Origin of the sequence: Flavobacterium sp. LC2016-12 (assembly GCF_015351595.1) — a bacterium.
Taxonomy (GTDB): Bacteria; Bacteroidota; Bacteroidia; order Flavobacteriales; family Flavobacteriaceae; genus Flavobacterium.
Window position 1 is genome coordinate 224827 of the sequence record NZ_JADKPT010000003.1, and the last position, 24254, is coordinate 249080.

Consider the following 24254-nt stretch of genomic DNA (forward strand, 5'->3'; position numbering starts at 1 on the left):
AAAAACCACTAATTATTTAAACTTGCTTTTGTTTCCTTAATTGTTTTCAGATTGCTTTCCGATAAAGCACCTCCATCAAAGAAAGAAACTCCTATTGCACCATTTTCTTTTGCTAGTAAAATGGCTTCCTTTAATTCTTTGTCTGATTTTAATCCTGGAATATAAATTCCGGTATTCACTTTCGTTTGTTTGCCTTGTAAATCGGCTACACCTTGTTTGGTAGCGTAACCAACCCAGTCAATTTCTTCATCATAAAAACTATGATAAATCATTGGATAAACTTCATCAATATCCCACTTATCCCAACGCTGACGCACCATATGATCGGCCATTTCAGGATAAGGAAATACCGCTGCCGTTAGTTTTTTATTGTGTTTGTGTACAATTTTGTAAGCGTCATTAACCACAGCTTGTATCGCATTTAGTCTGAAGTTTTTCCACTCCATATCGATAGAAGTGTTGTGACTTGTTTTTGGATTTTTATGATGGATTTTTTCAAATGCTTTTACACATTCATCACAATAACAAAAATCAAACTGAGGTAATTCTACGTCCTGAACCAAATTGTATTTTGGTAATAAACTGATTGGTAAAAAGATGTCAGGGAAACGAATGTAGTCTAAGTGAACACTTTCAATACCTTCTACTTTTGCCAGTTCTTCCACTAAATGCAAAACGTGTTCTCTTGATTCTTTTCTGGTTGGACATAACCATTGATAATAATCTACATACGGACGGTTATCAAAACAAGATTTTCCTTCCTTACTTACCTGGTACCAATCAGGATGTCGTAAAGCGATTGAATCTCCAGGTCTGTTCATAGCCATAATCCAGGCATGAACTTTTAGACCTTCTTTTGCTGCTAAAGGTGCTATTCTTGTTAGAAGTTTTGGATCAGTTCCTGTATTAATTAATACTTCGTCAAGTCCTCCCTCTTTGTATTTTTTGAATTCTTTTGTGTAATCCGCGTCAGATTTTTTAGCATCTGCCGTCGTCCATACTCCAAATTTAAAAGTGGTTTGTTCTTCTTTTTTAGCACATGAAAAAATACTAAGTGCCAGTAAAAAAAGTAATAGTTTTGGTAGTTTCATAGTGGTTTATTTTGATATTATTTTGCCGTCTTCTTCTATAATTAAAGTTTTATTCGAAAATGGACTTTTTACAGCTATATTAAATCCGGTTGTATGATTTTCAAGTACTGGTTTTAATACTTTTCCATCAACAGTAATCGGTTTCTTAGTAAGATCTGATAGGGATTTTGCCCAGGTTTTGTTTTTGCTGTAATATTCTTTCTGTGCGCGGTAAAGTGTGTACAATTCCCATTTGACTTTTTCATCTTGTGGGATTTCAAAACTGTCTTTTCCTTCTTTTGAAGAAAAATAAACATAACCCCATTTTTCAGGTTCATGCATATTGATTACACCCATTGGCGACCAAACCCAGTTGTACTCCGGAAGAAATTTTCCTTCCGCATCTTTCTTGCGTTCGTAACTGCCATTTTTAATATCATGCTGCCAGTTTACCCTGGAAAAATTAACTCTCCAGAATTTATCTACAGGAACATTTTGATCAAAAAAAGTTGTTTTGTATGATGCCCACGGAATTGCCATTTCTAAAACCCAGCCTTCATCAGTATCATTTGGATTATTTAACGTACCGTTGATTTTTACAGCCGATTTTAAACCCGGAATATTCCAATCGTTTAGAACAACCTTATCATCTTCTCTGTATGGTTTTGTTAAAAATAGATCCCAAGCTGTATTTAAAGCATTAATTTCTAATTCATAATAGTTAAAAGTATCGCTGTCGGGATCTATAAAAACTTCAAAATCATTATTATAAAAAATAATGGTATCCCGTTGTTTTAGATTAGCCCAAACATGCGGTTCTTCCATTTTTGCCAATATGTAAAAGTTGGTTTCGTCCCAAAGCATTTTTACTTTAGTTGCATATTTTGGTTTTACATCAGTTGAGATATCTTCAAAAAGGGCAGTCCATTCTACTTTATTCCAAGAAGCATCATTTTCCTCCCCGTCAATTGCAATTGGAGTTGCAGTTTTAGCAGCTACATACGTTTTTGGCACAACGGCTTTTTTCGATTGTGAATAACCACTTATCGAAAGCATCCCTAAAGCAACTACTAAACATTTAGATTTTAAACACATATTTTTTCTATAAACTGTTATCTTTTGTAAACTGCACCACTTCGCTTAATTTACCAAATGCGATAGCGACAACTGTATCAGCAGCACCATAATAAACAGCCAATTTATCTTCTTCGGTATCGTGCAAAGCTGCACAAGGGAATACCACATTTGGTACATCGCCAACCATTTCGTAAAGTTCTGCTGGTCCTAATAAATAAGGCTGTGTTCTGTATTTTACTTTATCCGGAGAATTAACATCTAAAAGCGCCGATCCCATTGCATAGCGGAAACCGTTGCAGGTGTTAATAACGCCGTGATAAATCATTAACCAGCCTTCGTTAGTTAAGATTGGAATAGGTCCAGCTCCTACTTTTGTACATTGCCACGCACTGTCTTCAAAAGGAGTTGGTTTCATTACTAAACGGTGTTCACCCCAATATTTCATATCCGGGCTGTAGCTAATCCAAATATCTCCAAAAGGCGTATGACCGTTATCACTTGGACGGCTTAACATCGCGTATTTTCCGTTGATTTTCTGTGGAAACAAAACACCATTTCTGTTGAAAGGCAAAAAGGCATTTTCACATTGAAAAAATTCTTTAAAATCAAAAGTATATCCAATTCCGATTGTTGGTCCGTTGTAGCCATTACACCAGGTAATCCAGTAACGATCTTCGATAAAAACAACACGAGGATCGTATTTGTATGCCGATTCGATCATTTCGGTATTACCGGACTGCATTACAATTGGCTCATGATTTATGTCCCAATCGATTCCGTTTTTACTGAAACCAGCAAAAATATTCATTTGAACTGCCTTATTATCACATCTGAAGACACCCGCAAAGCCATCTCCAAAAGGAACTACTGCACTATTAAAAATACTGTTTGACGATGGTATAGCATATCTGTCAATAATAGGATTTTCAGAATATCTCCACATTACATCTTTGCTGTTTTCGGGTCTGTCTTGCCAAGGAATAGTACTCATCTTCTTTATTTTTTGTTGTTTTTTGTTTATTCTCTTCTTTTAAAAACACATAGAAACATAGATGCTAAAAAAAACATAGCTATGTGTGGGAAACTAGTTTCTTTTTCACAATTGAAGTTCTATGTCCTATGCGTTTTAATATTATTCTATTGTCTATTGTCTATTGTCTATTCTCTATTTTCTATTCTCTATTTTCTAATCCGCTATTTTACGAACCTTATCCAACCAAGTAAATTTCAAAATGGTTGTTGTCACTAAAAACACAACCAATGCCGCAATAGCCTTTGGATAATCTCTAATAACAAAGTATATCGGAAGCAAAATCATACTCGACTGCCATACAATTCCGATAACACAATTCAGCATATCTTTCCAGAAATCATTGTTCTTTTCGAAAGTCTGATCTTCTAGTTTTAATGTTTTATAAACCGGACTCCACCATCCCCAAGGTCTAACATTGGTGTAGAAAGATCGCAAAACATCCATTTCCGTTGGTTTGCTCAGGAAAGTTCCTAAAAGACAACCTAAAATGGAGAAACCAAATATTACGGGAAATAAGTAAATAGCCTGTACTTCTGACAAATCATATAAAAATGATCCTTCAGTAAAAGTTCCTTTATATTGTCCTAAAACAAACTGCAAAGAAGCAACGATTAAGCCGGCAAACATTCCCCAGAAATAGCCCCAGCCGTTAAAGCGCCACCAAATCCATTTTAAGAAATTGGCCGCCACATAACCGCCGTACAAGGCGCTGGTAATCCATAACGTTAAGGAATTAATAGAATCTGCAAAAAATCCCATAAAGACACCCAAACCTACAACCACGAAAGAAGAGATTTGGCTTACTTTAATATAGTGTGCGTTTGTAGCAACCGGTTTGAAGTATTTTTTATAAATATCATTTACAATATAAGCTGGTCCTGCATTTACAAAGGCTGAGAATCCAGACATAAATGCCGCCAATAAACCGGCAAGTAAAAGTCCTTTTATTCCAACAGGCAGATATAAATTAACCACTTTTGGCATTAATAATTCTAAATCAGCTCCAGTTAAACCTGTATTTGCATTTAATTCTGGCGCCAGGTTTATCAAAGCGATAACCACAATTCCGGTGATTAATAAGTATCTTGGAATGAACAAAATTAAGTTTGTGAAACCACTCATATATGCCGCTTCTTTTACCGATTTTGTAGACAGAATTCTTTGTAAGTCATAACTTGGCGTAGGTCCCGCAACACTGGCGAAAAATCCTTTGAATAATGTCATTCCGATAAAAGCGCCAAACATTTTATAACCTTCAGAATCAATTAAATTATTGAAAGTCTGAAACTTTTCGCTCCACTGGGTTTCAAACTGCCATCCAAAGAAAACGTTTTTCCATTCTTCGCTAATTACAGAGTTAATCTGAATATCAGTATAATTTACAAAAGCATAACCTGCGATCAAAACACTGGCAATAATCATAATTAAATATTGTACCACTTCTGTCGCAACAACAGAAAACATACCTCCTTTAACGGTATAAATTGTAGTTAAGAATATGATTATTAAGGCATAAGAACGCTCTGATGTCAATAGAATTAAATCGCCATATTGAAGCGTTAAATCCCAAGGAAGAATAATGGTGATAAATTTACCAATTCCTTCAAAGAAGTAAGCAATAAAACCAATGGTAGAAATGATAGCAAAAATAGCCACAATAATATGAGATGCTTTTCCGGCTCTGTCGTTTCCAAAACGGGTTAAAATCCATTCAGAACCTGTCATTACCTTTGATCTTCTGATCCAGACTGCGAGAAACATCATCACAAAAATCTGATTCCAAATAGGCCAAAGCCACATAAACATGAAACTTTTTACGCCATATAAAAACAGAACGCCAATCATCCAGGAAGTTCCTGAAACATCAAACATTCCTGATCCGTTACTTAATCCTAAAAAATACCATTTGATTGTTTTTCCGCCAAGGAAGTAATCATCTAATCCCTTTGATGCTTTTCTTGAAATCCAAATTCCTATTCCTACTGAAAGCAGAATGTAGGCTACGATGATCGATACGTCAATGATATCCATTAATTTTATTATTTATTTGTTGGTTAGTTAATTTTATTGTTGGTTCAGACTTTTATCTGATTGGTTATTTTTTTTGCAAATCTTTGGGATAAACTAAAATCTAGATTGATTTTAGAAACCTCAGGAAAAACTTGTTGATGATGCGATATTGCTTCTTCGTTAACATAATACAATTATTTTTTATATAAATCGATTTAGTGAAGAAAACGGAGTTTAAAAAAAACTTACCTACTTTTATTTTTGTACACTTTTATTTCACAACTTGCAATCAGAATTGGCAGTAAAATAAAAGACAGATTTCTTCAGATATAAACAATCTTAATTTAACTCTAAATCTAAACAAATTTTGATTTTCAGTAAAACTATTTTAGACGGACGACATATAAACGAAGATAAACATCAAAAAAAGTCACAAAAAACACTCATATTATGAATTTCAGTTCTGACAAACTTTATAGGATACCATTGCGTTATCACGTTCTTTTTTGGCTTACTTACTTTCTATTTAATACTTTTAGATGGGGAAGCTATTTCAATGATTACTTGTATTCCTTAAAAACAAATTTGCTGGGTTTTCCAATTCACATGACTTTATGTTATTTGAATATCTTGATTTTTATGCCCTATCTTATTTATAGAAAGAAATACATTTTGTATGTAATTGCGATTTTATCCTCCATTTTTTTAATGGTAATTCTAAAATTCAATCTTACTTACTTTTTAATAGCACATAATGTTTGGCCTGAAGGACCTGAAGTTATAACGAAACTGACACTCAATTACACGATTGAGATGATGATGGGAGAATTGTATGTAATGACTTTTGTGACAGCAATTAAAATAACTTTCGACTTTTTGAAAGAACAAAAAAGAGTTACAGATCTTGAAAAATCACAATTAGAAACTGAATTGCTTTTTTTGAAATCGCAAATTTCTCCGCACTTCTTCTTTAATACGTTGAATAACATTTATTCGCTATCTGTAGAAAAATCAAACAAAACACCAAAAGTGGTCATAAAGCTTTCCGAATTAATGCGTTATATGCTATATGACACCAAAAGCAAAAGACAAACTTTAGAAAACGAAATACTCTGCATCCAAAATTATCTGGATCTCGAAAGAATTAGAAATGATGATCGATTAGAAGTAAATATGTCCATTTCAGGTGATATTCATGATAAAGAAATTGCTCCAATTATATTATTGACCTTTATTGAAAACTCCTTTAAACATGGTGTAAACAGAAATACCGGGAAAGTTGTTATTAATATTAACTTTAAAGTAAAAGATGATTTTCTGTATTTTACAATTTCGAATCCAATGCCAGAAATTACACAGCATACAGACAATTTTAACCAGTCAAGTGGTATAGGAATTGAAAATGTCAAAAAAAGACTGGAATTAGGTTATAATAAAAAGGAGTACAAACTTTCTTTTAAAAATAAAAAGAATATTTTTGTCGTAAAGCTAAAAATAAAAGTCGCTTAAAAAAACGGCTTCGTTAAAAAAAATACCACCAAAATTATTTCGCTCAAAAAATAATATTTATAAAGATGAAAATAAATTGTTTAATCATAGATGATGAACCATTGGCAATTAATGTCATTAAAAATTATTTAGAGCCAATCGAAAATTTTGAGGTAATAAACACTTTTAGTAATCCAATAGAAGGTTTAAACTTTTTGAAAAACAATAATGTTGATGTCATTTTTTTAGACATTAACATGCCGGTTCTTGATGGCATCAATTTTATAAAAAGTCTTGAAAATCCTCCTTTGCTTATCATTACAAGCGCTTATAGCCAATTTGCAATCGAAACTTACGAACTAGATGTATTGGATTACCTGGTAAAACCAATCGAATTTCCAAGGTTAATGAAAGCTTTAAATAAAGCAAGTAAAAGACTTGAAAATAAAAACAATACTCCACAAGAAAGTGGTCCGGAAAGTCCTTTTATTTTTGTGAAGATCGACAAGAAAAGAATGAAGAAGATTTTCTTTAATGAAATTCTGGTTATAGAAAGTTTGAAAGATTATTTGAAAATAAATACGCTTACAGGCAAATACATCATTCATAGTACCTTACAAGATTTTACCGATTTGCTTCCTGAAAGAAACTTTTTAAGAATACACAGATCTTACACCATCGCCATTGACAAAATCGACGCTGTTGAAGGAAACAGCATTGAAATTGAAGGTCTTAGATACGTAATTGGCAGATCGTACATGGAGCATGTTAAACAAAGAATTTTGAATTCTTCGATTTAGAAAATACACACCGTTTTTCGCTCAGTTTGTCATCCTGAGGAACGGAGGATCATACTAGCAGATCGACAAAGATTGGTGATTTTAGAAGCGGAATTTCTTGTGTGGTCCTTCGTTCCTCAGGATGACAAGATTGCGCAAAACTTCTACCATTTCACATATAACATTTCACATACAAAAAAAATGCAGCCTTACCAGGGCTGCATTTTCAAAGTTGGTAACTAACCAAAATAAACTACATGAAAATAGCTTATTATATTTTAAATCACTCTAGAAATAATAACGTTTAAAAGCTTCGATAGCCGAATAATCTGCTAACCCTAAAGCATGGTATTTTTCTGCGGTTAATCTGTTTCTGTCTTCTACCCTTACCCAGAATTCTCTACTGTCATCTCCCTGAAACATAACGCCGTCTTTTTGAGATTGGTGATAGAAGATTGCATGACGTTTTTTAAGTACCTGATCAGGACTCATTGGAACCGCCATTTCAATTTGGTAGGATTCCCATTCATGCCACGCGCCTCTGTATAACCAAACCCAGCAGTCATCCATATAACTGTTGTGTTTTAATCTTTTCAAAGCTTCAAATAAACTGTCCAAGCATACTTTGTGCGTTCCGTGAGGGTCTGCCAAATCTCCTGCTGCGTAAATTTGGTGTGGTTTAATTCTTTCGATTATATCACACATAATTTTGATATCCGCTTCGCCAAGATTATTTTTCTTAACTGTTCCTGTTTCATAAAAAGGAAGATCAAGGAAATTTACATTTGAATCCGGTACTCCTAAATAACGTGTTGCAGCTAAAGATTCACTTCTTCTAATCAAACCTTTTAATTTCCTAACTTCTAGTGAATCTATATCATTGCTTTTTTTGTTTTTCAAAAAGTTAATAATATTTTCTGATTCAATTGAATTAGCATTTAATGCTTTTGAAATCTCAGCAAATTTTAAAGCTTCTTCATTTGAAACTGCAATATTTCCTGAAGTCTGATAAGCGATATGAACGTCATGGCCCTGCTCTACCAATCTGTCAAAAGTTCCTCCCATCGAAATAACATCATCATCAGGGTGTGGACTAAAAATGATAATTCTTTTTCTCTCCGGAGTTGCACGTTCTGGTCTGTAAGTATCATCTGCATTTGGTTTTCCTCCAGGCCAGCCCGTGATGGTTTGCTGCATTTTATTAAACATTTTAATGTTTAAATGATAAGCAGTTCCTTCTTCAGTCAAAACACTTGACATTCCGTTATCGTTATAATCTTTGTCTGTTAGTTTAAGGAAAGGCTTTTGAGTCAATTCGCTTAACCAGGCCACAGCTTTCAATTTTAATTCTTCTGTCCAGATTACAGATTTCACTAACCAGGGTGTTTTTACTCTGGTTAATTCTGATGAAGCTTCTGTATCTAAAACAAATGTTGTGTTGTTGTGCTGTTGTAAGTAAGTCGCTGGTACTCTTGAAGAAATTTCTCCTTCAATTGTTTTTTTAATGATTTCGGCTTTGCTGATTCCCCATCCTAACAATACAATTCTTTTGGCATGTTTTACGGTACCAATTCCCATTGTAATAGCTTTTCTGGGTACATTATCAATACCTAAAAATGAAGATGCGGCATCAACACGGGTTAAGTGATCCAATGTAATACTTCTGGTTCCAGAGTTTACGTGCGATCCCGGCTCATTGAATCCGATATGCCCCGTTCTTCCAATCCCTAAAAGCTGAAAGTCTAATCCACCGTAATCTTTAATCTTCATTTCATAATCAATACAATATTGCTGAAGATCTTCGCTGCTAATATTTCCGTCAGGAATGTTAATGTTTTTAGGTAAAATATTTACATGATTAAAAAGGTGCTCGTGCATAAAATACCAATAACTCTGAATATTATTTTTATCCATTGGATAATATTCATCTAAGTTAAAGGTTACTACATTTGCAAAACTCAAACCTTCTTCTTTATGAAGTCGTACTAATTCTTCGTATACTTTTATAGGAGAAGATCCGGTTGCCAATCCTAAAACACAAGGTTCATTCAATTCTTCTTTTCTCTGAATGATGTTCGCGATTTCCTGAGCAACCAATATAGACGCTTCCTGAGACGAATCAAAAATCACATTATGAATCTTTTCAAAACGTGTTTCTTCAAACTTTCCAGCTTCTTTAAAATTTATACTTTCTTTAATCATTTATGTGTTGTCTTAATTTATTAGCATAAAATTATATAATACATGCGCTAAAAAATTAAAAATTCGACAGATGACTAGTAAGCTTCGGCAAAAAGCACAATTGGAAACTTAAATCAAATATGACATAGTAATTAAAGCTAATAATCAGATTGTTCTTATGTTTAAAAGTAAAAGGGATTATTTCTTTATAAATGAAATAATCCCTTTTTTATGTAGTCTCTGTGAAGCCCTCTTTGAGCAAACTCTTTCCTTTTTTATGCTCTAACAGTAGCTGCCATAACACTTCTCGATCTATATCTATTAAAAACTATAAAAATAAATCCCATAATAAATAGTAACGAAATGTTTGCTGCTCCAAGTAATAGCTGACTTTTAACAGCATATAAATTAACAAATCCATAGCTAAAGACGGAACTAACCATATACGTAGCACCACCTGTAAGTCCGCTTGCTATCCCAGCATTTTTTGAAAAACGACTTAGACAATACCCATAAATAACATTAAATATAAAACCTCCACAGAGATTGAGTCCCATTGTAAAACCAATTACTGTGTAAATATTACTTCCAAATTGTGCTGTAAAAATCATTAGCAACACTAACGCAAGTTGTACAGTAACAGCAATGGATACCTTTTTTGCTAAAGGTTTATGAATAAGAGATTTGGCAATGATACCACCCGTCATCACAGCTAAACCAGATAATAAAGAGCTATAACCTGTTGTAATGGCAGAATACCCAAATACACGTTCTATGATAAAAGGACTTACTAAATTATAAATTACGACTAAGCCAAAACAAATACCCAGAATTACGATTCCTAATGTAAAATCAGCTGTTTTGAGCATACCTGAATAGGTTTGTGCAATAGATTTTAATTTAAAGGGATGAAAGTATTTTAACGATTCTCCACTATATAAAAGTTCCAACACCAGAAAAAGTAATGATAATCCGCCAAGGAAATAAAAATTAGATCTCCAGCCAAACAAACTTTGTAAATAACCTCCTAAAAACGGAGCCATGATTGGCGCACAGGCCCAAATAATAGAAAATAAACTGATAAAACTTTTTAATTTATCTCCTGAATACAGATCAACAAAGTAAGCACGTTTTGAGACTACAATAAAGGCAATCGCAATTCCCTGAATGACACGCATAGCGTATATAACATAAATATTGGGTACAAAAGCGATAACAAAACTGGTTGCTGAAAAGACAGCCAATGATGCAATGCTAATTTTAAAGCGCCCGAAACTATCCAATATACTGCCTATAAAAATTTGGCTTACTCCCAAACTGAACATAAAAAAAACTAATGAAAGCTGAATCGCTCCAGCTGTAACGTTTAAGTCTTTTGCCATAGCAGGAAGCGATGGTAAATAAATATCGGTTGCAAACCCTGATAATGGTATAAGTGCCAAAGCCAGTAGAGTACTGAAACCTTTATGATTTTCTTGTAAATTTCTCATTTTGTAAGATTAATTATTAATAAAATAGACCAATCGGTCTTAAATTGCTTAAAAAAAATACGCTATAAAACATAGCGCTCAAATTCAGTTTTAATGCCGTCCAGAACAATATTCATTTGATCATTGTTTCCAAATACTTTTCGGCATAAAATACCGCCTTCTATCATTGCGAAAACCCTGATACTGTAATGTTCAGAATTTATTTCTGAAGACAATTCTTTATTTTGAATCCCCTCTTCCACTATATTGAAAAATCTTTTCTGGGCAGAAAGAATTGCTTTTTTCACCTGTTCTCTCATGACGGGATTTGTGTCATCCGCTTCTGTTCCAAAATTCAAAATAGGACAACCTTCTACCATATTTTTGCCATTGCCATAGACCTCCAGCAAATTAAATAATTTCTCTTTAGCAGATTTGCCTTTGGAAGCAGCTATATCTAATTTGGAAGCTAATTGTGATCTTAGATATAAAAAGGATTCCATACAGATCTCTTCTTTATTCTCAAAATTACCATAGATTCCTCCCTTAGCAAGCTTTGTGGCTTCCATAATATCTCTTAATGAAGTACCCGCCATACCTTTTTTATTAATAAGAGGCGCCGAGGTTTCAATTATAAATTGTCTGGTTCGTTCTGCTTTACTCATGATTTCCAAATTCTAAGTTGCAAATATAGACCGAACGGTCTTTAATTCAAAACTATTTTTAACTTTAATTTTTTAAAAAAAAATTCTGTTACCCTTTCAAATCATCAAAATATGTTGTGGTTTCTTCTATTAAAGAATGCATTAATTCGGTTGCTTTGGTATGTTTTAAAATGGGTGCAATTTGCCCTCCCCAAAATAAAATCATATCCCATTTTTCCTGATCGAGTGCCGCTTTTCGCAACGGTGACATAAAAGTCGTTTGCAGTGGGAATGGCAAAACACTCGCTTCTTTTCCTATAATTTCTTTTGCAATTCTACTGGTTATTCCACGACCCAATCTTCCTGTATAGGCGCGTGATAATGTGGTATATTTTGCCGCATCTGAGAATAACATTTCCTTATGAATAGGTAATGCATTTGATTCGTCGACAGCTAAGAAAGCAGTTCCGATTTGAGCTGCACTTGCTCCTAAAGCTAATGCTGCTGCAACTCCTTTTCCGTTAGCGATTCCGCCTGCTGCTATCACCGGAATTTTTACTTTTTCTCTAATTAATTGCAATAAAACAAAAGTTCCTGTTACTGATGATTCTGCTGAAGCTAAAAAAGAAGGACGGTGCCCACCTGCTTCAAAACCGGAAGCAATAATCATATCGGCGCCGGAATTTTCTAAAAAAATGGCTTCGTCTAAAGTTGTTGCTGCCCCAACTGTTACAATTCCTAATTTACGGGTTTGTTCCAAAACATCAGCAGGTAATGCGCCAAACATAAAACTGAATACTTTTGGACGAACGTCTAAAATAACATCCAATTGATTTTCAAATCTGGATTGAAAGGAAGCTGGTTTCTCCGGTAACGGGATTCCAACTTCATCAAAATAAGGTTTAAATAGTATTGCCGCTTTATTGAATTGTTCATCTGTTAAACCGCCTTCAGGAATATCATGATCAGATACCCAAAGATTAAGATTATATGGTTTATCAGTTGCTGCTTTTATTTGTTTATCAACCTCAAAAATTTCCTGAGGTGTCATTGTATAAGCACCGTAACCACCTAGTCCGCCAGCGTTTGAAACCGCTGCGGCCAAGGCTACAGAGGATAAATTACCTCCAAATGGTCCTTGCAATATTGGATATTGAATTCCAAGTAATTCTGTTGCTTTTGTATTGTACCACATGACTTTACTTTTTAAAGTTATTCACTTACATTGGTTAGCATTTTATTGACAATATACCATTTGCCATTTATCTTATGGAAAGATAAAAAATCCCGATAATTAAACTCGTACATTTTTAAATTAATCTCTGCCATCGCAATTGAGTTTACGACTTTTATATTCAGAATTTCGCCTTTATAAGGTTTGCCTGAATCTTTCGGACTTTGTCTGTTTTTTACGCCATTCAAATAAAGATCGGCTGTTTTAAAGTACGGCTGTCCGTTTACATCTCCATAAACTAATGTTCCGGGATAAAAAATACTTTCCAACAGTATGGCATCTCCTTCATAAATGCCTTTAAAATAATAATTTTCTATTGCATCTGTAATGGCAGATACATCTTCTTTATGATTTTCCATTTTGATATTATTTTGTGCTTTTATGCCCTGTACATTATTGAGCATTAAAGCGATTACTAAAATTACTTTTGATACTAACAATTTTGATTTTTGCAGTTTCATGATTTTTAAGTTTATAATTACACTACAAATTTCAAAAGAAACAGCGAGAAGACTACGTGATCTACATCACTTATATATTATTATTTAGATTTTATTCTCGGATCAAATTGCTTATCCAGATAGTCTAAACCAAGAGGACCTATGGCATATACCTGAGTAATATATTCGCCCGATTTAGCAAGATGAAAATGAGGTGTATTTCCCGGTAATACTACTACTGAACCAGGCGGATAGGCTTTTAAATTATTTTCATCATACTTGTCGCCTATACCTATATAAAATATACCTGAAACTACCGTATAAATCCTGTCTTCAGGATGTAGATGTGGCATTATCTTTTCGCCGTTGGGTACTTTTACCCGAACAATAAAGGGTTCTGCTTTAGTTGGATTACCCACTAAAATAGCAAGTTTTACTCTTTCAGGAAAAGCTGGAAATGAATTCCAGACTATATTTTCCGGATTAATAAAATTAAAATCTTTAGTACTTAGTCCTTGTGCAGCACTTAGGTTAGCAAAAATAAAAAATAGCACTAAGATACTATTGCAGAATATTTTAGATATCATAATGAATTCTTTTAAATATTAAAAAAAGATTTGGTACAGCTGTTTTTCAAACCATACCAAATCATTACTTATTTTATTTTTGATAATAATTTAGTAGCTACTTCCTCAGAAGATTGTGGATTTTGACCTGTCAATAATAAACCATCTTCCACTACATAAGAGCCCCAATCAGAACCCTGAGAATATTTACCTCCACGTTCTTTTAATTTATCTTCCAATAAAAACGGAACCACCTTGGTTAATCCAACGGCTGCTTCTTCAGTGTTAGTAAAACCTGTTACTTTTTTTCCGGCAATCAGATATTTTCCGTCTTTGTCTTTAACATTTACCAAAGCTGCCGGTGCATGACATACAAAAGCGATTGGTTTGCTATTATTGTAAAAATCCTGAATAAGTTTTATCGAGTTTTTATCAGTAGCCAAATCCCACATTGGACCATGACCTCCCGGATAGAAAACTGCTTTGAAATCCTTTTGTTTTACACTGGTAATTTTCACTGTACTTGCCAATGCAGTTTGTGCCTTTTGATCTGCATAAAAGCGTTTAGTTGCCGGAGTTTGAAAGGATGGATCATTACTTTTGGGATCAATTGGAGCCTGTCCACCATTTGGAGTAGCAATTACGACTTCAATTCCTTTATCTAAAAAGTAAAAATAAGGTGTTGCAAATTCTTCAATCCATGAACCGGTTAATTCCCCAGTGTCACCTAATTTATTGTGTGAAGTTAAAACAAACAATACTTTTGTTTTTTTGTTTTCCTGCGCAGTAACTGCAAGATTACTTATTGCAAAAAGAGCAATAAATACTGATTTCATTATATTTTTCATTTTTCTTATTATTTATGCTTCAACACTTTATATTGCTACAAAGCATTGAAGCAGTTATTATTCTTTTTTAAACTAATTTAAGTTATGACCAGCAGCTTTACCTCCATCAACATTGATAATTGATCCGGTAATAAAATTGCTTTTTGCTACAGTATAAACCATTTCGGCAACATCTTCGATTTCACCTACTCTATTCAATAAATGAAGACCAGCACTCTGATCGGCTTTATCACCGTGCATTGGGGTTCTAATAACGCCTGGAGCAACAGTATTGAAACGGATATTACGTTTTCCAAATTCTGCTGCCAATTGAATAGTCAAAGCATGAATGGCACCTTTACTCGCAACCGGAGCAGAAGCCGGCCATCCGCCTAATCCGTGATTTACTAATGGTGTTCCGATGTTAATTACAACACCACCTTTTTGTTCTAACATTTGAGGAACAACGGCTTGTGTAGTAAAATAAGTTCCTTTTAAGTTTGTAGTCAAAAACTTGTCTAAATAAGCTTCGTCTACTTCCAAAAAGGGTCTGCTGTCAAAGATTCCGGCATTGTTTACCAACACATCTACAGAACCAAATTTTTCAAGTGCGATTTTTACCAGTTGTTCACCTGTGTTTTTATCGCTGATATCTCCGGCGTACATTGCCAGATTATCTCCTGCTCCAAATTCGTTGTAAGCGCTTTCTAATGAAGCCGGAGTTACTGAATTGATTACTACATTATCGCCTCTGTCTAAAAAGTATTTAGCGATTCCTTTTCCTATACCAGATGCTGCACCTGTTACGATTATTGTTTGTTTTTTCATGATATTTATTTTTTATCGGCTGTTATGCCTTTTTCTCTTAATACTGATACTTGTTCTCCTGCGTAACCCCAATCGTCTAAATCTACTTCCTGAATCACGATATGAGTTAAGTGCGGGTCTTTGTTTAATACGTCTGTAATCAGGTTGGTTATACCACTGATTAATTCCTGTTTTTGCTCGCGGGTTACTCCTTCGCGAGTCAATTCGATTTTTACGTAAGGCATGGCTTTAGTTTTTAGCTTGTTCTGAAAAGATGGCTTCGGCTATGATATTAAAATCCAACTCAAAGTCATTGTAAATTAAGGTATCTCCTAAATCTTTGAAGAAATTCCCTGAACGGAATCTGATATCATATTTAGTGCGATCAATTACCAGTTTACCTGAAAGGGTAATGTTATTTCTATTGTTTTCAACCGTTGCTTCAAAACCAACAACGTGAGTAATATCTTTTATAGTAAGATTACCTTCCAGATAATAAGTGCTGTCTGATACTTCTCTAACAGTAAGAATATCAAAAGAGGCAGTAGGGAATTTTTCGATTGAGAAAAAATCATCTGAGGAAAGATGACCCGCGAATTGTGCATTTGTTGCCGGATCTGTTACATCCAGAATTTTAATTGAAGAAGTGTTGATGACAACATTGCCTTCTTTTATTATTCCATCATTAAAGACGAAATTACCTTCTTTGATACCAATTGTACCATTATGGGCACCGGTAACTTTTCTACCAGTCCATTCTACGTTGCTATTTGAGCTTACGATTTTAAAATTTGTTGTTTCCATTTTTATTGTATTTAAAAGTACAATACAAAGGAACGGCGACTATGAAAATTGGTTACGTGATGTAGATCACATTCTGATTTTTGGGTTAAATCGGGTAATTATATTGGTTTTGTTATATGAATCAATCATTTGCGTTGGCGTTAACTGGACTGAAGTCCAGCCCTACAAAATAAACCGTTCCTCCGGAACTTTACCGAACTTTAAGAGAAAGAGCCTTCGGCTCTAAATATATTGTAGGGCTGGACTTCAGTCCAGTCAAACGTATGCAAATCCATTCATTTTGATTACATCTCCTTTTAAGAGCTATGCAATCGGCTTAAAGTTTCTCTTGAAACACCAAGATATGCAGCTATTAAATGCTTTGGGACAAGATTGTATAATTGAGGATACAATGCCAAAAGTTCCTCGTATCTTTTTTTGACATTGTTATTCATAAAGGATAAAAGCCTTTTTTGAGAGGCAATGTATCCTCTATTTGTTCGCCAGCGGAAAAAGTGTTCCAGCTCATGAAACTCGCTACAAAGTTTCTCGCGATCTTCACTAGAAAGGCAAAGCACTTCTGCATCTGTAATACAATCAACACTTATTGTAGCAGGTGTCTGATTATATAACGCAGCATAATCAGAAGCCCACCAGGTTGGCATGGCAAACTGCAATATGTACATTTTAATTTCGTCATTAATAAAGAAAGCTTTCAGACAACCCGAAATCACAAAATATTCGCAATCTACTTTATCTCCTTCACCAATAATAACCTGTCCTTTTTTAAAAGATTGTGGTTTAAAATGAGAAAAAATATAAGTGAAGTCTTCATCTGTCAATGAAGCTATTTTCGCAATATGTTGTTGTAAGAGTTCTTTGGCTTCCATTTTAAAATCTGAATAAATCTTTTGTAAAGTTAGGAAATCTGTTGAACTTATTGTTTGTCTATTTGGAAGCTAAAAATGTCCGCTTCGACAAAAAAGCACTATTTTTTTTGATGCTTCTGATAGAAATTTGTCCTGTTTAACAACTTAAAAATTTAAAATCATGAATGCAAAAACAACAAAAATTATTTATTGGACAGGTGTTATTTTAACTTCTTTATGGTTTGGCGCCAGCGGTTTCTTCGAACTTACAACAAATCCAATTGTCTGGGGAATTACACAACAATTAGGTTATCCGGAACATTTTATTTATTTGCTAGGCGTATTTAAAGTGGCAGGTATAATTACGTTATTAATTCCGAATAAATTATTACGATTGAAAGAATGGGTATTTGCCGGTGTTTTCTTTGACATTACTTTCGCCTTCTTTTCAAAATTAGCTGTATTAGGCTTTTCTGCAACAACAGATGCTATTATTGCTTTTGTAATGGTGAGTGTAACTTATTTCATGTTTAGAAAGTTATATAGTATCCAATATATTGCCACTGTTGCAGAATAACTTATTTCAATACCATTTTAAAGAGCCTGAGATTTATTCTTAAGCTTTTTGATTTTTACTACTGAGCTTTTCAACAAATAAATTTGAGCTTTTCAGCAAAATAACAAACATTGCTTCTGACGTAATTTTGTCATGAACAATTAAATACAATTACAATGTACAAAATATGGTTTATTACAGGAAGCTCAAGAGGATTAGGACGTAATCTTACAGAAGCAGTTTTAGAGAGTGGCGATAAAGTCGTAGCAACAGCTCGCGATATCAGTCAATTAGATGATTTGAAGGAACGTTTTAAAGATCAAATCTTTCCCTTGGCTTTAGATGTTACTAATTACGAACAAGTCTATAGCGCGGTTAAAACTGCCGCAGAACATTTTGGCAGAATAGATGTATTAGTGAACAATGCCGGATTCGGAATAATTGGTGCGGCTGAAGCTTATACTGATGAACAAGTTAGAAGTCAGTTGGAAACCAATTTATACGCGCCAATTGCAATTACCCGTGCTGTATTGCCTTATATGCGTAAACAAGGTTCAGGAAGAATTTTGCAGATCAGTTCTATTGGTGGGCGCGTTGGTAATCCCGGTTTGACGATGTATCAGGCGGCAAAATTTGGTCTAAGCGGTTTTACGGAAGCTTTAGCTAAAGAAGTTACTCCATTAGGAATATTTGTAACCAGTGTTGAGCCAGGTGGTTTCCGTACCGATTGGGCGGGAGCCTCTATGTCGTATGCAGCTGAAATCGAAGGCTACGAAATGGTAAAACAACGTACTGATTTTTTCAAAGGAGGAAAATTTGTTGCTGTCGGAGATCCTGAAAAAGCAGCGAAAGTGGTGGTTGATTTAGCTTCTCATCCAAACCCGCCGGTACACTTGGTATTAGGTAGTGAGGCAATTGGTATTTTAAAAAATGCTGATCAGAACCGAACAGAAGAAATGGAAAAATGGATCGATATTAGTTTTTCTACAGATCATGATGATGCTGGAAGTTTTTTTGATACGGCACAAGGAAAATGGTATACCAATAATGGTAAAAAACAATAATCCAAAACGTTTTACAATGGGCAGTTATCCATTATTACTGCCCTTTTTTTTATAAATTTGTGATATGAACGATTCCAAAATAAATCAGAAAACCTCGCCAATTGCCTACTCCTGCTATTATACGCAGAACCGGGAAGGCGAACAATTTGCTGCTGAACATGTTTTAAGTTTTCAGATTTCGGGAGTACTTACTTTAAATAACGGTAATTGTGAATATGTCTTCAACCCCGGAGATTTTCGATTTATCAAAAGGAATCAGCTTATCAAATTCAACAAACAACCCAATCCGAATACCGCTTTTCAATCCATTTCAATTTATCTGAATCAGGAAGCGTTGCGTGATTTCTCTATAAAACACAATCAAAAAACCAGTTTAATTAAGAGCCCTGAAACTGAAACTGTTTTTCAGTTAAAAGAAGTTCCATTGCTTAAAAGTTTAATGGATTCGCTGATTCCTTATATCAACGAAGATCAATTAATTACAGAAGAACTTCAAGCCTTAAAAGTAAATGAAGCCATCAATATTTTACTGCAATGCAAACCGGAACTCAAAGATATTTTATTTGACTTTAATGAACCTGGTAAAATTGATTTGGAAGCTTTTATGAAAAAGAATTTTCATTTTAATGTGCAACTAGAGCGTTTTGCGTATTTAACCGGTCGCAGTCTCGCTACTTTTAAACGGGATTTTCAACGTATTTTTGACATTTCACCAAGCCGATGGTTACTCCAAAAGCGACTACAACAAGCCTATTATCTTATAAAAGAAAAAGGAAAAAGTCCATCTGAAGTTTATCTGGAAGTAGGGTTTGAAGATCTTTCTCATTTCTCCTTCGCCTTTAAAAAACAATACGGATTATCTCCATCGAAAGTGTGAAAAATTTAACCGCAAAGTACGCAAGTTTTTTTTGAAGTAGAGAACTTAATAAAAACGCAAAGGTCGCAAAGCTAACTACTAGCTTTGCGACCTTTGCGTAATTCCTTGCGTACCTTGCGGTTAAATTATATTCTTTTCCACATCAAGATTGGTCTATTCAACTGCCAATATGGACACTTGACATTTTTTCGCTTTAAAAACAGTAACTGTGATTTTACCTTTGAGTAAATAAACAGAATGTCAAATTTTAAAAATAGAAATTATGAAAAATAGTATCTTAATATTCTTCGCCATAACCCTTTCCTCCCTCTTCTTTTTAGATTGTTTTATGTTTCCAGAAAGCGAAATCGCAGGGAGTTTTAAAACTAAAAAAAACAAAATAGAAACCATCAACAAAAATGGTTTTGCTGTTGTTGAACTCTTTACTTCAGAAGGTTGTTCGAGCTGTCCTCCTGCCGATGAATTATTGGTAAAATTACAACGTGAATCTGCTGAAAAAAACATTTATCTTTTAGCCTACCATGTTGATTATTGGGATCGTTTGGGATGGAAGGATCAGTTTAGTTCGAATGAATTTACAAAGCGTCAACAAAAATACCTGGACTGGCTTAATTTATATGTGATGTATACGCCGCAATTCATCATCAACGGAACTACAGAATTTGCAGGTTACAATGAATCTGCGTTAAATGAAAAAGTTTCAGCTGCTTTAAATGCCAAAACAACAGCTAATTTAGACCTAACAGCAAAAACTAATAAAGATTCTCTTGAAATTAATTATACAATTAATCTGCTTCAAAAAGATGCTAATTTGGTTCTCGCTACCATTCAGAAGCAAGCCACTTCAAAAATATTTCGTGGAGAAAACCAAGGTGCTACACTTCGTCATGTTCAGATTGTAAAACAGCTTAATTCTTTTCAACTAACTCAAAAAGAAGGAAACATAATGATCGTACAACCAGACAATTTCAATTCAAAAGATTTCGAAATAATTGGTTTTATTCAAAATACCTCAACGGGAAAAATCTACATAGCCAAAAATGCTGAAAACTTTTAACCGCAAAGTACGCAAGGAATTACGCAAAGGTCGCAAAGTAACATTTAGCTTTGGGACCTTTGCGTTTTTATAACGTCCTCTACTTCAAAAAAAACTTTGCGTGCTTTGCGGTTAAATACCAAGTACAGTTATCTGTTTTCCAGCCAACTCAAAAATGCAGTTGCTTTCTCTTTTCCAACCAATAATTTTTCTTCGGTCGGAATGGTTAGTTTTATTATTAATTTACGGGAGAAATAATGCTCTGCTTCTCTAATTGCAGCAAAATTCACCAAATATTGTCTATTGATTCTAAAGAATTGCGTTTGCGACAATAGCTTATGAACCTCATCCAAAGATTGTGTAATTTGATATTCGGTCCTATCAAAACACATAATTGTTGGGGTTTCATTTTTGATATAAAACAAAGCAATGTTCTCTGTTAAAACGGTTTGGTATTTATTATTCTTAAAAACCAGGAAGCTGCTTTTTCCTTTATTCTCCCCAGTTCTTGTCAATAAATACTCGAAATCCGGCATCATTTTTTTATTTCTTTGGAAGAAATTTTTTAACTCAGCTGCTTTTGTAATGGCCTGCGCAATACTTTCTCTTGAAAAAGGTTTCAAAACGTAATCGATTCCATTTGATTTAAATGCTTCAATCGCGTAATCATCAAAAGCGGTACAAAATATTACGGGCGATAAAACTTCTACATTTTTGAAAATCTCAAAACACAGACCATCAGCCAATTGAATATCCATAAAAATAAGATCGGGTTGGTCATTCTCGGACAGATAACTCACAGCTCCGTCTATGCTTTGTATATATGATAAAATTTGAGTATCAGGCCTGATACTCAAAATAAGCTGACCAAGCGCTTTGGCCGTTTTTACCTCATCTTCAATTATTATAATAGTCATAGATCATGGGTATTTTTACTTTAAAAATAGTTTCGGTTTTGTCAATTTCAATTTCTTTGTGAATTAAATGCATAAAACGCTGATTGATATTGTCAAGACCAACGCCTGTTGACAAAACACCTCTTTTGAGTTGTATTGGGTTTTCAATAACTAAAAAATCATTTTCAGAATATAATTTAATCTGCAAAGGCTTATCCAAAGAAACCACATTATGCTTAATGCAATTTTCTATTAATAATTGCAATGTAAAAGGCGGAATAACTGAATCATATTGTTTTTTATCAACTTCATTTACCAGAACAAATCCGTCTTCAAAACGTGCTTTCAGCAGATACACATACGAATCTAAAATTTGAAGTTCTTCTTTTAATGGTATTAAATCTAACTTTCGGCTCTCAAGTGTAAATCGGTAAAAATCAGATAATTTCAGAATAAAATCAGCACTCTGCGGATCCTGAATTTCTACCATTGATTTCAACGTATTCAGACTGTTAAATAAAAAATGCGGATTTACCTGCTGTTTCAATAATTCGTATTGTGCACCCAGATTTACAGCATGCGTACGTTCTAATTCCACTCCCATTTGCTGTGTTTGGTAGTTTTGAAAAAGCAAATGCAGGAACATATAAACAATCAGATTGATTAAAATACCGCGTAACTCAAACATAATGGGAGCATCCATTTTCGATATCTGAAAAAGTTCCTGATGACCAATTACCAGGATAACCATAACTGCTATCCCCAGCAAAACGCTCAACAAAAGTTTCCAGTTGAATAAATTTGTATTCGTGCGTTGCGAAGAAAATTTAGGCAGACTGTAAATGTTGTAATACCAAATGAAAATAGAAAACATCAAGGTAATTGAAGAATTGATGACAATATCTCCGGGAGTCGAAGCGGCATCAAATAATTTTGGTATAGAAGCAAGAATCGCCAATGCTACAGAACTTCCCCAAATCACCTTTCGGGAAACGTGAAAGCTTTTTACTTTTTCCATAATTTTTTTATATGTTTTTAGATCTCGCTATATCAAAGATAGTATATTTTGAAAGCATATTTTACTGACTGAAAAAATCGGAATAAAATATTTGTATTCCGATTTCATATCCTTCTAAATTTTATTTTTAAAGCCAAAGCGCCTTGTTTTCCTGCATTAAATACATGATATTTTCTTTTATAAGAAGATCGTTTTCATAACGCTTTACACTTTTGATACGTTTTGCTTCTGCCGTTTTACTGCAACAGGTTAAATTTAAAAAAAGCGTTTTCATAAAACATGAGATTGTTGTAAAACAGCTTTTGTTGCATCCAAAATGCTTCCATTATTTTTGTCCTCAACAAATCCAATTATTTCATAGTCTTTCCCATTAAAATCTTTCGGAATAGCTACTGAAGCTGTTCCTTTCAAATTTCCCGTTAAGGCGAAGCTTGACAAACTGCGCACAATTTGATAATGTGATAAAATTCGATGCGCATTCTCTCCCCTTTTAACGTTGCTTTTGGCCGACTTTTGAACCACAGCAATAAACAAACGATTGTTTTGTGTCACTTTACTGACGTTATAATTCACATTCAACTTAATATCGTGTTGACTGGCATCTAAAGATAATTGGGCTACAGCGGATTTTGAAAGCGCTGACTTAATTCCGTTTCGAACAGCAGTTTCCTGAGATGCGATATAATCTATTTTACCATTGATAATCAATTGTGGCGTATAGATGGGATCTTTCTCCATAAATTTAGCATAATCGTATTGTCGTTTGGTATAATCTGCTTTGCTAAAAATATCTTTCCAGCCCTGCTTGTCCCAATAATCAACATGATACGCCAGAACGTAAAGATTGAAATCTTTATATTCATTTTGAATTCTCCCCATCAATTCATCTGCCGGAGGACAACTCGAACAGCCTTCAGAAGTATATAATTCCAAAAGTGCAAAGCCTTTCACTGCTTTTTTCTCAGGATTGTTTTGTCCAAAAGCAGTTATTCCAATTAGAAGAATCACTGCAATAAAGAATACGGGTATTAATTTTACTTTTTTCATGATTTAAAATTTTATTTTAAAAGCCTCAACTTTCGAAGAGGCTTTCATTTTATAGAATATTAATTTCAACTTTAATATTTCCTCTTGTCGCTTTTGAATAAGGACAAGTCTGATGTGCTTCATCTGCTAATTTTCTTGCAGTTTCAGTATCTAAACCTGGTAGACTAATATTTAATCTTGCCTGTAAAGAATAGGCTCCGTCTGTTACAGCCAAATCTACTTCTGCATCTACGGCAGTTTCGGCAGGCAATTTAATATTTAGTTTTGAAGCTGCGATTCCCATTGCGCCAATAAAACAAGCTGACCATCCCGCAGCAAAAAGCTGTTCCGGATTTGTCCCAGGACGTGAAGATCCCGGAGAACTCAATTTAATATTCAATTGATCATCTGAACTTTGAGATGCTCCTTCGCGACCACCAGTTGTGTGTGTTTTTCCTGTGTATAAGATTTTTGTTTCCATGATTTTATTAATTATTAATTGTT

At 34.1% G+C, this 24254-nt stretch carries 26 protein-coding genes; 6 read left to right on the plus strand and 20 right to left on the minus strand.

The features are described from left to right. Window positions 1–8 precede the first annotated feature (8 nt). From IRZ99_RS07430 to IRZ99_RS07445, 4 genes are all read right to left on the minus strand, one after another. Complete coding sequence (locus IRZ99_RS07430) at window positions 9–1091, minus strand: putative glycoside hydrolase (RefSeq protein ID WP_194656665.1); 1083 nt, start codon at window positions 1089–1091, stop codon at window positions 9–11. Between the two features lie 6 nt (window positions 1092–1097). Next, complete coding sequence (locus IRZ99_RS07435) at window positions 1098–2165, minus strand: carbohydrate-binding family 9-like protein (protein ID WP_194656666.1); 1068 nt, start codon at window positions 2163–2165, stop codon at window positions 1098–1100. A 7-nt stretch (window positions 2166–2172) separates the two neighbouring features. Continuing rightward, entirely contained in the window at window positions 2173–3138 is a 966-nt protein-coding gene (locus IRZ99_RS07440) for a glycoside hydrolase family 130 protein (protein WP_228519043.1), read from the minus strand. A 195-nt stretch (window positions 3139–3333) separates the two neighbouring features. Further along, window positions 3334–5211: a sodium:solute symporter family protein gene (locus tag IRZ99_RS07445; protein WP_194656667.1), complete on the minus strand. Its 1878-nt coding sequence runs from the start codon at window positions 5209–5211 to the stop codon at window positions 3334–3336. A 429-nt stretch (window positions 5212–5640) separates the two neighbouring features. Here IRZ99_RS07445 and IRZ99_RS07450 point away from each other — a divergent pair, with 429 nt between their 5' ends. Together IRZ99_RS07450 and IRZ99_RS07455 are read left to right on the plus strand one after the other, a co-directional pair. Next, complete coding sequence (locus IRZ99_RS07450; RefSeq protein WP_194656668.1) at window positions 5641–6699, plus strand: sensor histidine kinase; 1059 nt, start codon at window positions 5641–5643, stop codon at window positions 6697–6699. Window positions 6700–6764: 65 nt separating this feature from the next. After that, window positions 6765–7478, plus strand: coding sequence for a LytTR family DNA-binding domain-containing protein (locus IRZ99_RS07455; protein WP_194656669.1), 714 nt, complete (start codon window positions 6765–6767; stop codon window positions 7476–7478). 267 nt (window positions 7479–7745) lie between these two features. On the opposite strand, the gene nagB is transcribed toward IRZ99_RS07455, so the two are convergent. From nagB to IRZ99_RS07510, 11 genes are all read right to left on the minus strand, one after another. Further along, on the minus strand, window positions 7746–9659 hold the full coding sequence (gene nagB / locus IRZ99_RS07460) for a glucosamine-6-phosphate deaminase (protein WP_194656670.1): 1914 nt from the start codon (window positions 9657–9659) through the stop codon (window positions 7746–7748). 254 nt (window positions 9660–9913) lie between these two features. Beyond that, window positions 9914–11128, minus strand: a complete 1215-nt coding sequence (locus tag IRZ99_RS07465) for an MFS transporter (protein WP_194656671.1) — start codon at window positions 11126–11128, stop codon at window positions 9914–9916. A 62-nt stretch (window positions 11129–11190) separates the two neighbouring features. Continuing rightward, a complete protein-coding gene (locus IRZ99_RS07470) occupies window positions 11191–11772 on the minus strand; it encodes a TetR/AcrR family transcriptional regulator (protein WP_194656672.1) in 582 nt (193 codons plus the stop codon). A gap of 88 nt (window positions 11773–11860) precedes the next feature. Next, window positions 11861–12946, minus strand: a complete 1086-nt coding sequence (locus IRZ99_RS07475) for a nitronate monooxygenase family protein (protein ID WP_194656673.1) — start codon at window positions 12944–12946, stop codon at window positions 11861–11863. A 17-nt stretch (window positions 12947–12963) separates the two neighbouring features. Beyond that, the gene (locus tag IRZ99_RS07480) at window positions 12964–13446 is read right to left on the minus strand and encodes a nuclear transport factor 2 family protein (RefSeq protein ID WP_194656674.1); all 483 of its coding nucleotides are present in this window, start codon (window positions 13444–13446) and stop codon (window positions 12964–12966) included. An 80-nt stretch (window positions 13447–13526) separates the two neighbouring features. Continuing rightward, complete coding sequence (locus tag IRZ99_RS07485) at window positions 13527–14012, minus strand: cupin domain-containing protein (protein WP_228519044.1); 486 nt, start codon at window positions 14010–14012, stop codon at window positions 13527–13529. 68 nt (window positions 14013–14080) lie between these two features. After that, window positions 14081–14839, minus strand: a complete 759-nt coding sequence (locus IRZ99_RS07490; RefSeq protein ID WP_228519045.1) for a type 1 glutamine amidotransferase domain-containing protein — start codon at window positions 14837–14839, stop codon at window positions 14081–14083. 72 nt (window positions 14840–14911) lie between these two features. Next, a complete protein-coding gene (locus IRZ99_RS07495; protein ID WP_194656675.1) occupies window positions 14912–15646 on the minus strand; it encodes an SDR family NAD(P)-dependent oxidoreductase in 735 nt (244 codons plus the stop codon). A gap of 5 nt (window positions 15647–15651) precedes the next feature. Beyond that, complete coding sequence (locus IRZ99_RS07500) at window positions 15652–15870, minus strand: 4-oxalocrotonate tautomerase family protein (protein ID WP_072973910.1); 219 nt, start codon at window positions 15868–15870, stop codon at window positions 15652–15654. Window positions 15871–15874: 4 nt separating this feature from the next. Beyond that, window positions 15875–16429 carry a YceI family protein gene (locus IRZ99_RS07505; RefSeq protein ID WP_194656676.1) on the minus strand — a complete coding sequence of 185 codons (555 nt, stop codon included), beginning with the start codon at window positions 16427–16429 and terminating at the stop codon, window positions 15875–15877. 296 nt (window positions 16430–16725) lie between these two features. Then, window positions 16726–17298, minus strand: a complete 573-nt coding sequence (locus IRZ99_RS07510; RefSeq protein ID WP_194656677.1) for a Crp/Fnr family transcriptional regulator — start codon at window positions 17296–17298, stop codon at window positions 16726–16728. Between the two features lie 160 nt (window positions 17299–17458). Between IRZ99_RS07510 and IRZ99_RS07515 the strand changes: the two genes are divergently transcribed. The 4 genes from IRZ99_RS07515 to IRZ99_RS07530 all read left to right on the plus strand — a co-directional run bounded on the left by IRZ99_RS07515 (window position 17459) and on the right by IRZ99_RS07530 (window position 20831). Continuing rightward, window positions 17459–17854, plus strand: coding sequence for a DoxX family protein (locus IRZ99_RS07515; protein ID WP_194656678.1), 396 nt, complete (start codon window positions 17459–17461; stop codon window positions 17852–17854). Between the two features lie 155 nt (window positions 17855–18009). Then, a complete protein-coding gene (locus IRZ99_RS07520; protein ID WP_194656679.1) occupies window positions 18010–18897 on the plus strand; it encodes an oxidoreductase in 888 nt (295 codons plus the stop codon). A gap of 64 nt (window positions 18898–18961) precedes the next feature. Further along, window positions 18962–19774 carry an AraC family transcriptional regulator gene (locus IRZ99_RS07525; RefSeq protein WP_194656680.1) on the plus strand — a complete coding sequence of 271 codons (813 nt, stop codon included), beginning with the start codon at window positions 18962–18964 and terminating at the stop codon, window positions 19772–19774. 262 nt (window positions 19775–20036) lie between these two features. After that, window positions 20037–20831, plus strand: coding sequence for a thioredoxin family protein (locus tag IRZ99_RS07530; RefSeq protein ID WP_194656681.1), 795 nt, complete (start codon window positions 20037–20039; stop codon window positions 20829–20831). Between the two features lie 128 nt (window positions 20832–20959). On the opposite strand, the gene IRZ99_RS07535 is transcribed toward IRZ99_RS07530, so the two are convergent. The 5 genes from IRZ99_RS07535 to IRZ99_RS07555 all read right to left on the minus strand — a co-directional run bounded on the left by IRZ99_RS07535 (window position 20960) and on the right by IRZ99_RS07555 (window position 24231). Further along, on the minus strand, window positions 20960–21727 hold the full coding sequence (locus IRZ99_RS07535) for a LytTR family DNA-binding domain-containing protein (RefSeq protein WP_194656682.1): 768 nt from the start codon (window positions 21725–21727) through the stop codon (window positions 20960–20962). Continuing rightward, window positions 21708–22724 (minus strand): sensor histidine kinase, encoded by a 1017-nt coding sequence (locus IRZ99_RS07540; protein ID WP_194656683.1) that lies wholly within the window; start codon window positions 22722–22724, stop codon window positions 21708–21710. Before IRZ99_RS07540 ends, IRZ99_RS07535 begins: the two co-directional genes overlap by 20 nt. Window positions 22725–22851: 127 nt before the next feature. Then, on the minus strand, window positions 22852–22998 hold the full coding sequence (locus IRZ99_RS07545) for a hypothetical protein (protein ID WP_194656684.1): 147 nt from the start codon (window positions 22996–22998) through the stop codon (window positions 22852–22854). Further along, the gene (locus IRZ99_RS07550; RefSeq protein WP_194656685.1) at window positions 22995–23771 is read right to left on the minus strand and encodes a thioredoxin family protein; all 777 of its coding nucleotides are present in this window, start codon (window positions 23769–23771) and stop codon (window positions 22995–22997) included. The genes IRZ99_RS07545 and IRZ99_RS07550 overlap by 4 nt, the downstream gene beginning before the upstream one ends. Window positions 23772–23820: 49 nt before the next feature. Further along, window positions 23821–24231 carry an organic hydroperoxide resistance protein gene (locus IRZ99_RS07555; protein WP_194656686.1) on the minus strand — a complete coding sequence of 137 codons (411 nt, stop codon included), beginning with the start codon at window positions 24229–24231 and terminating at the stop codon, window positions 23821–23823. Window positions 24232–24254: the final 23 nt, after the last annotated feature.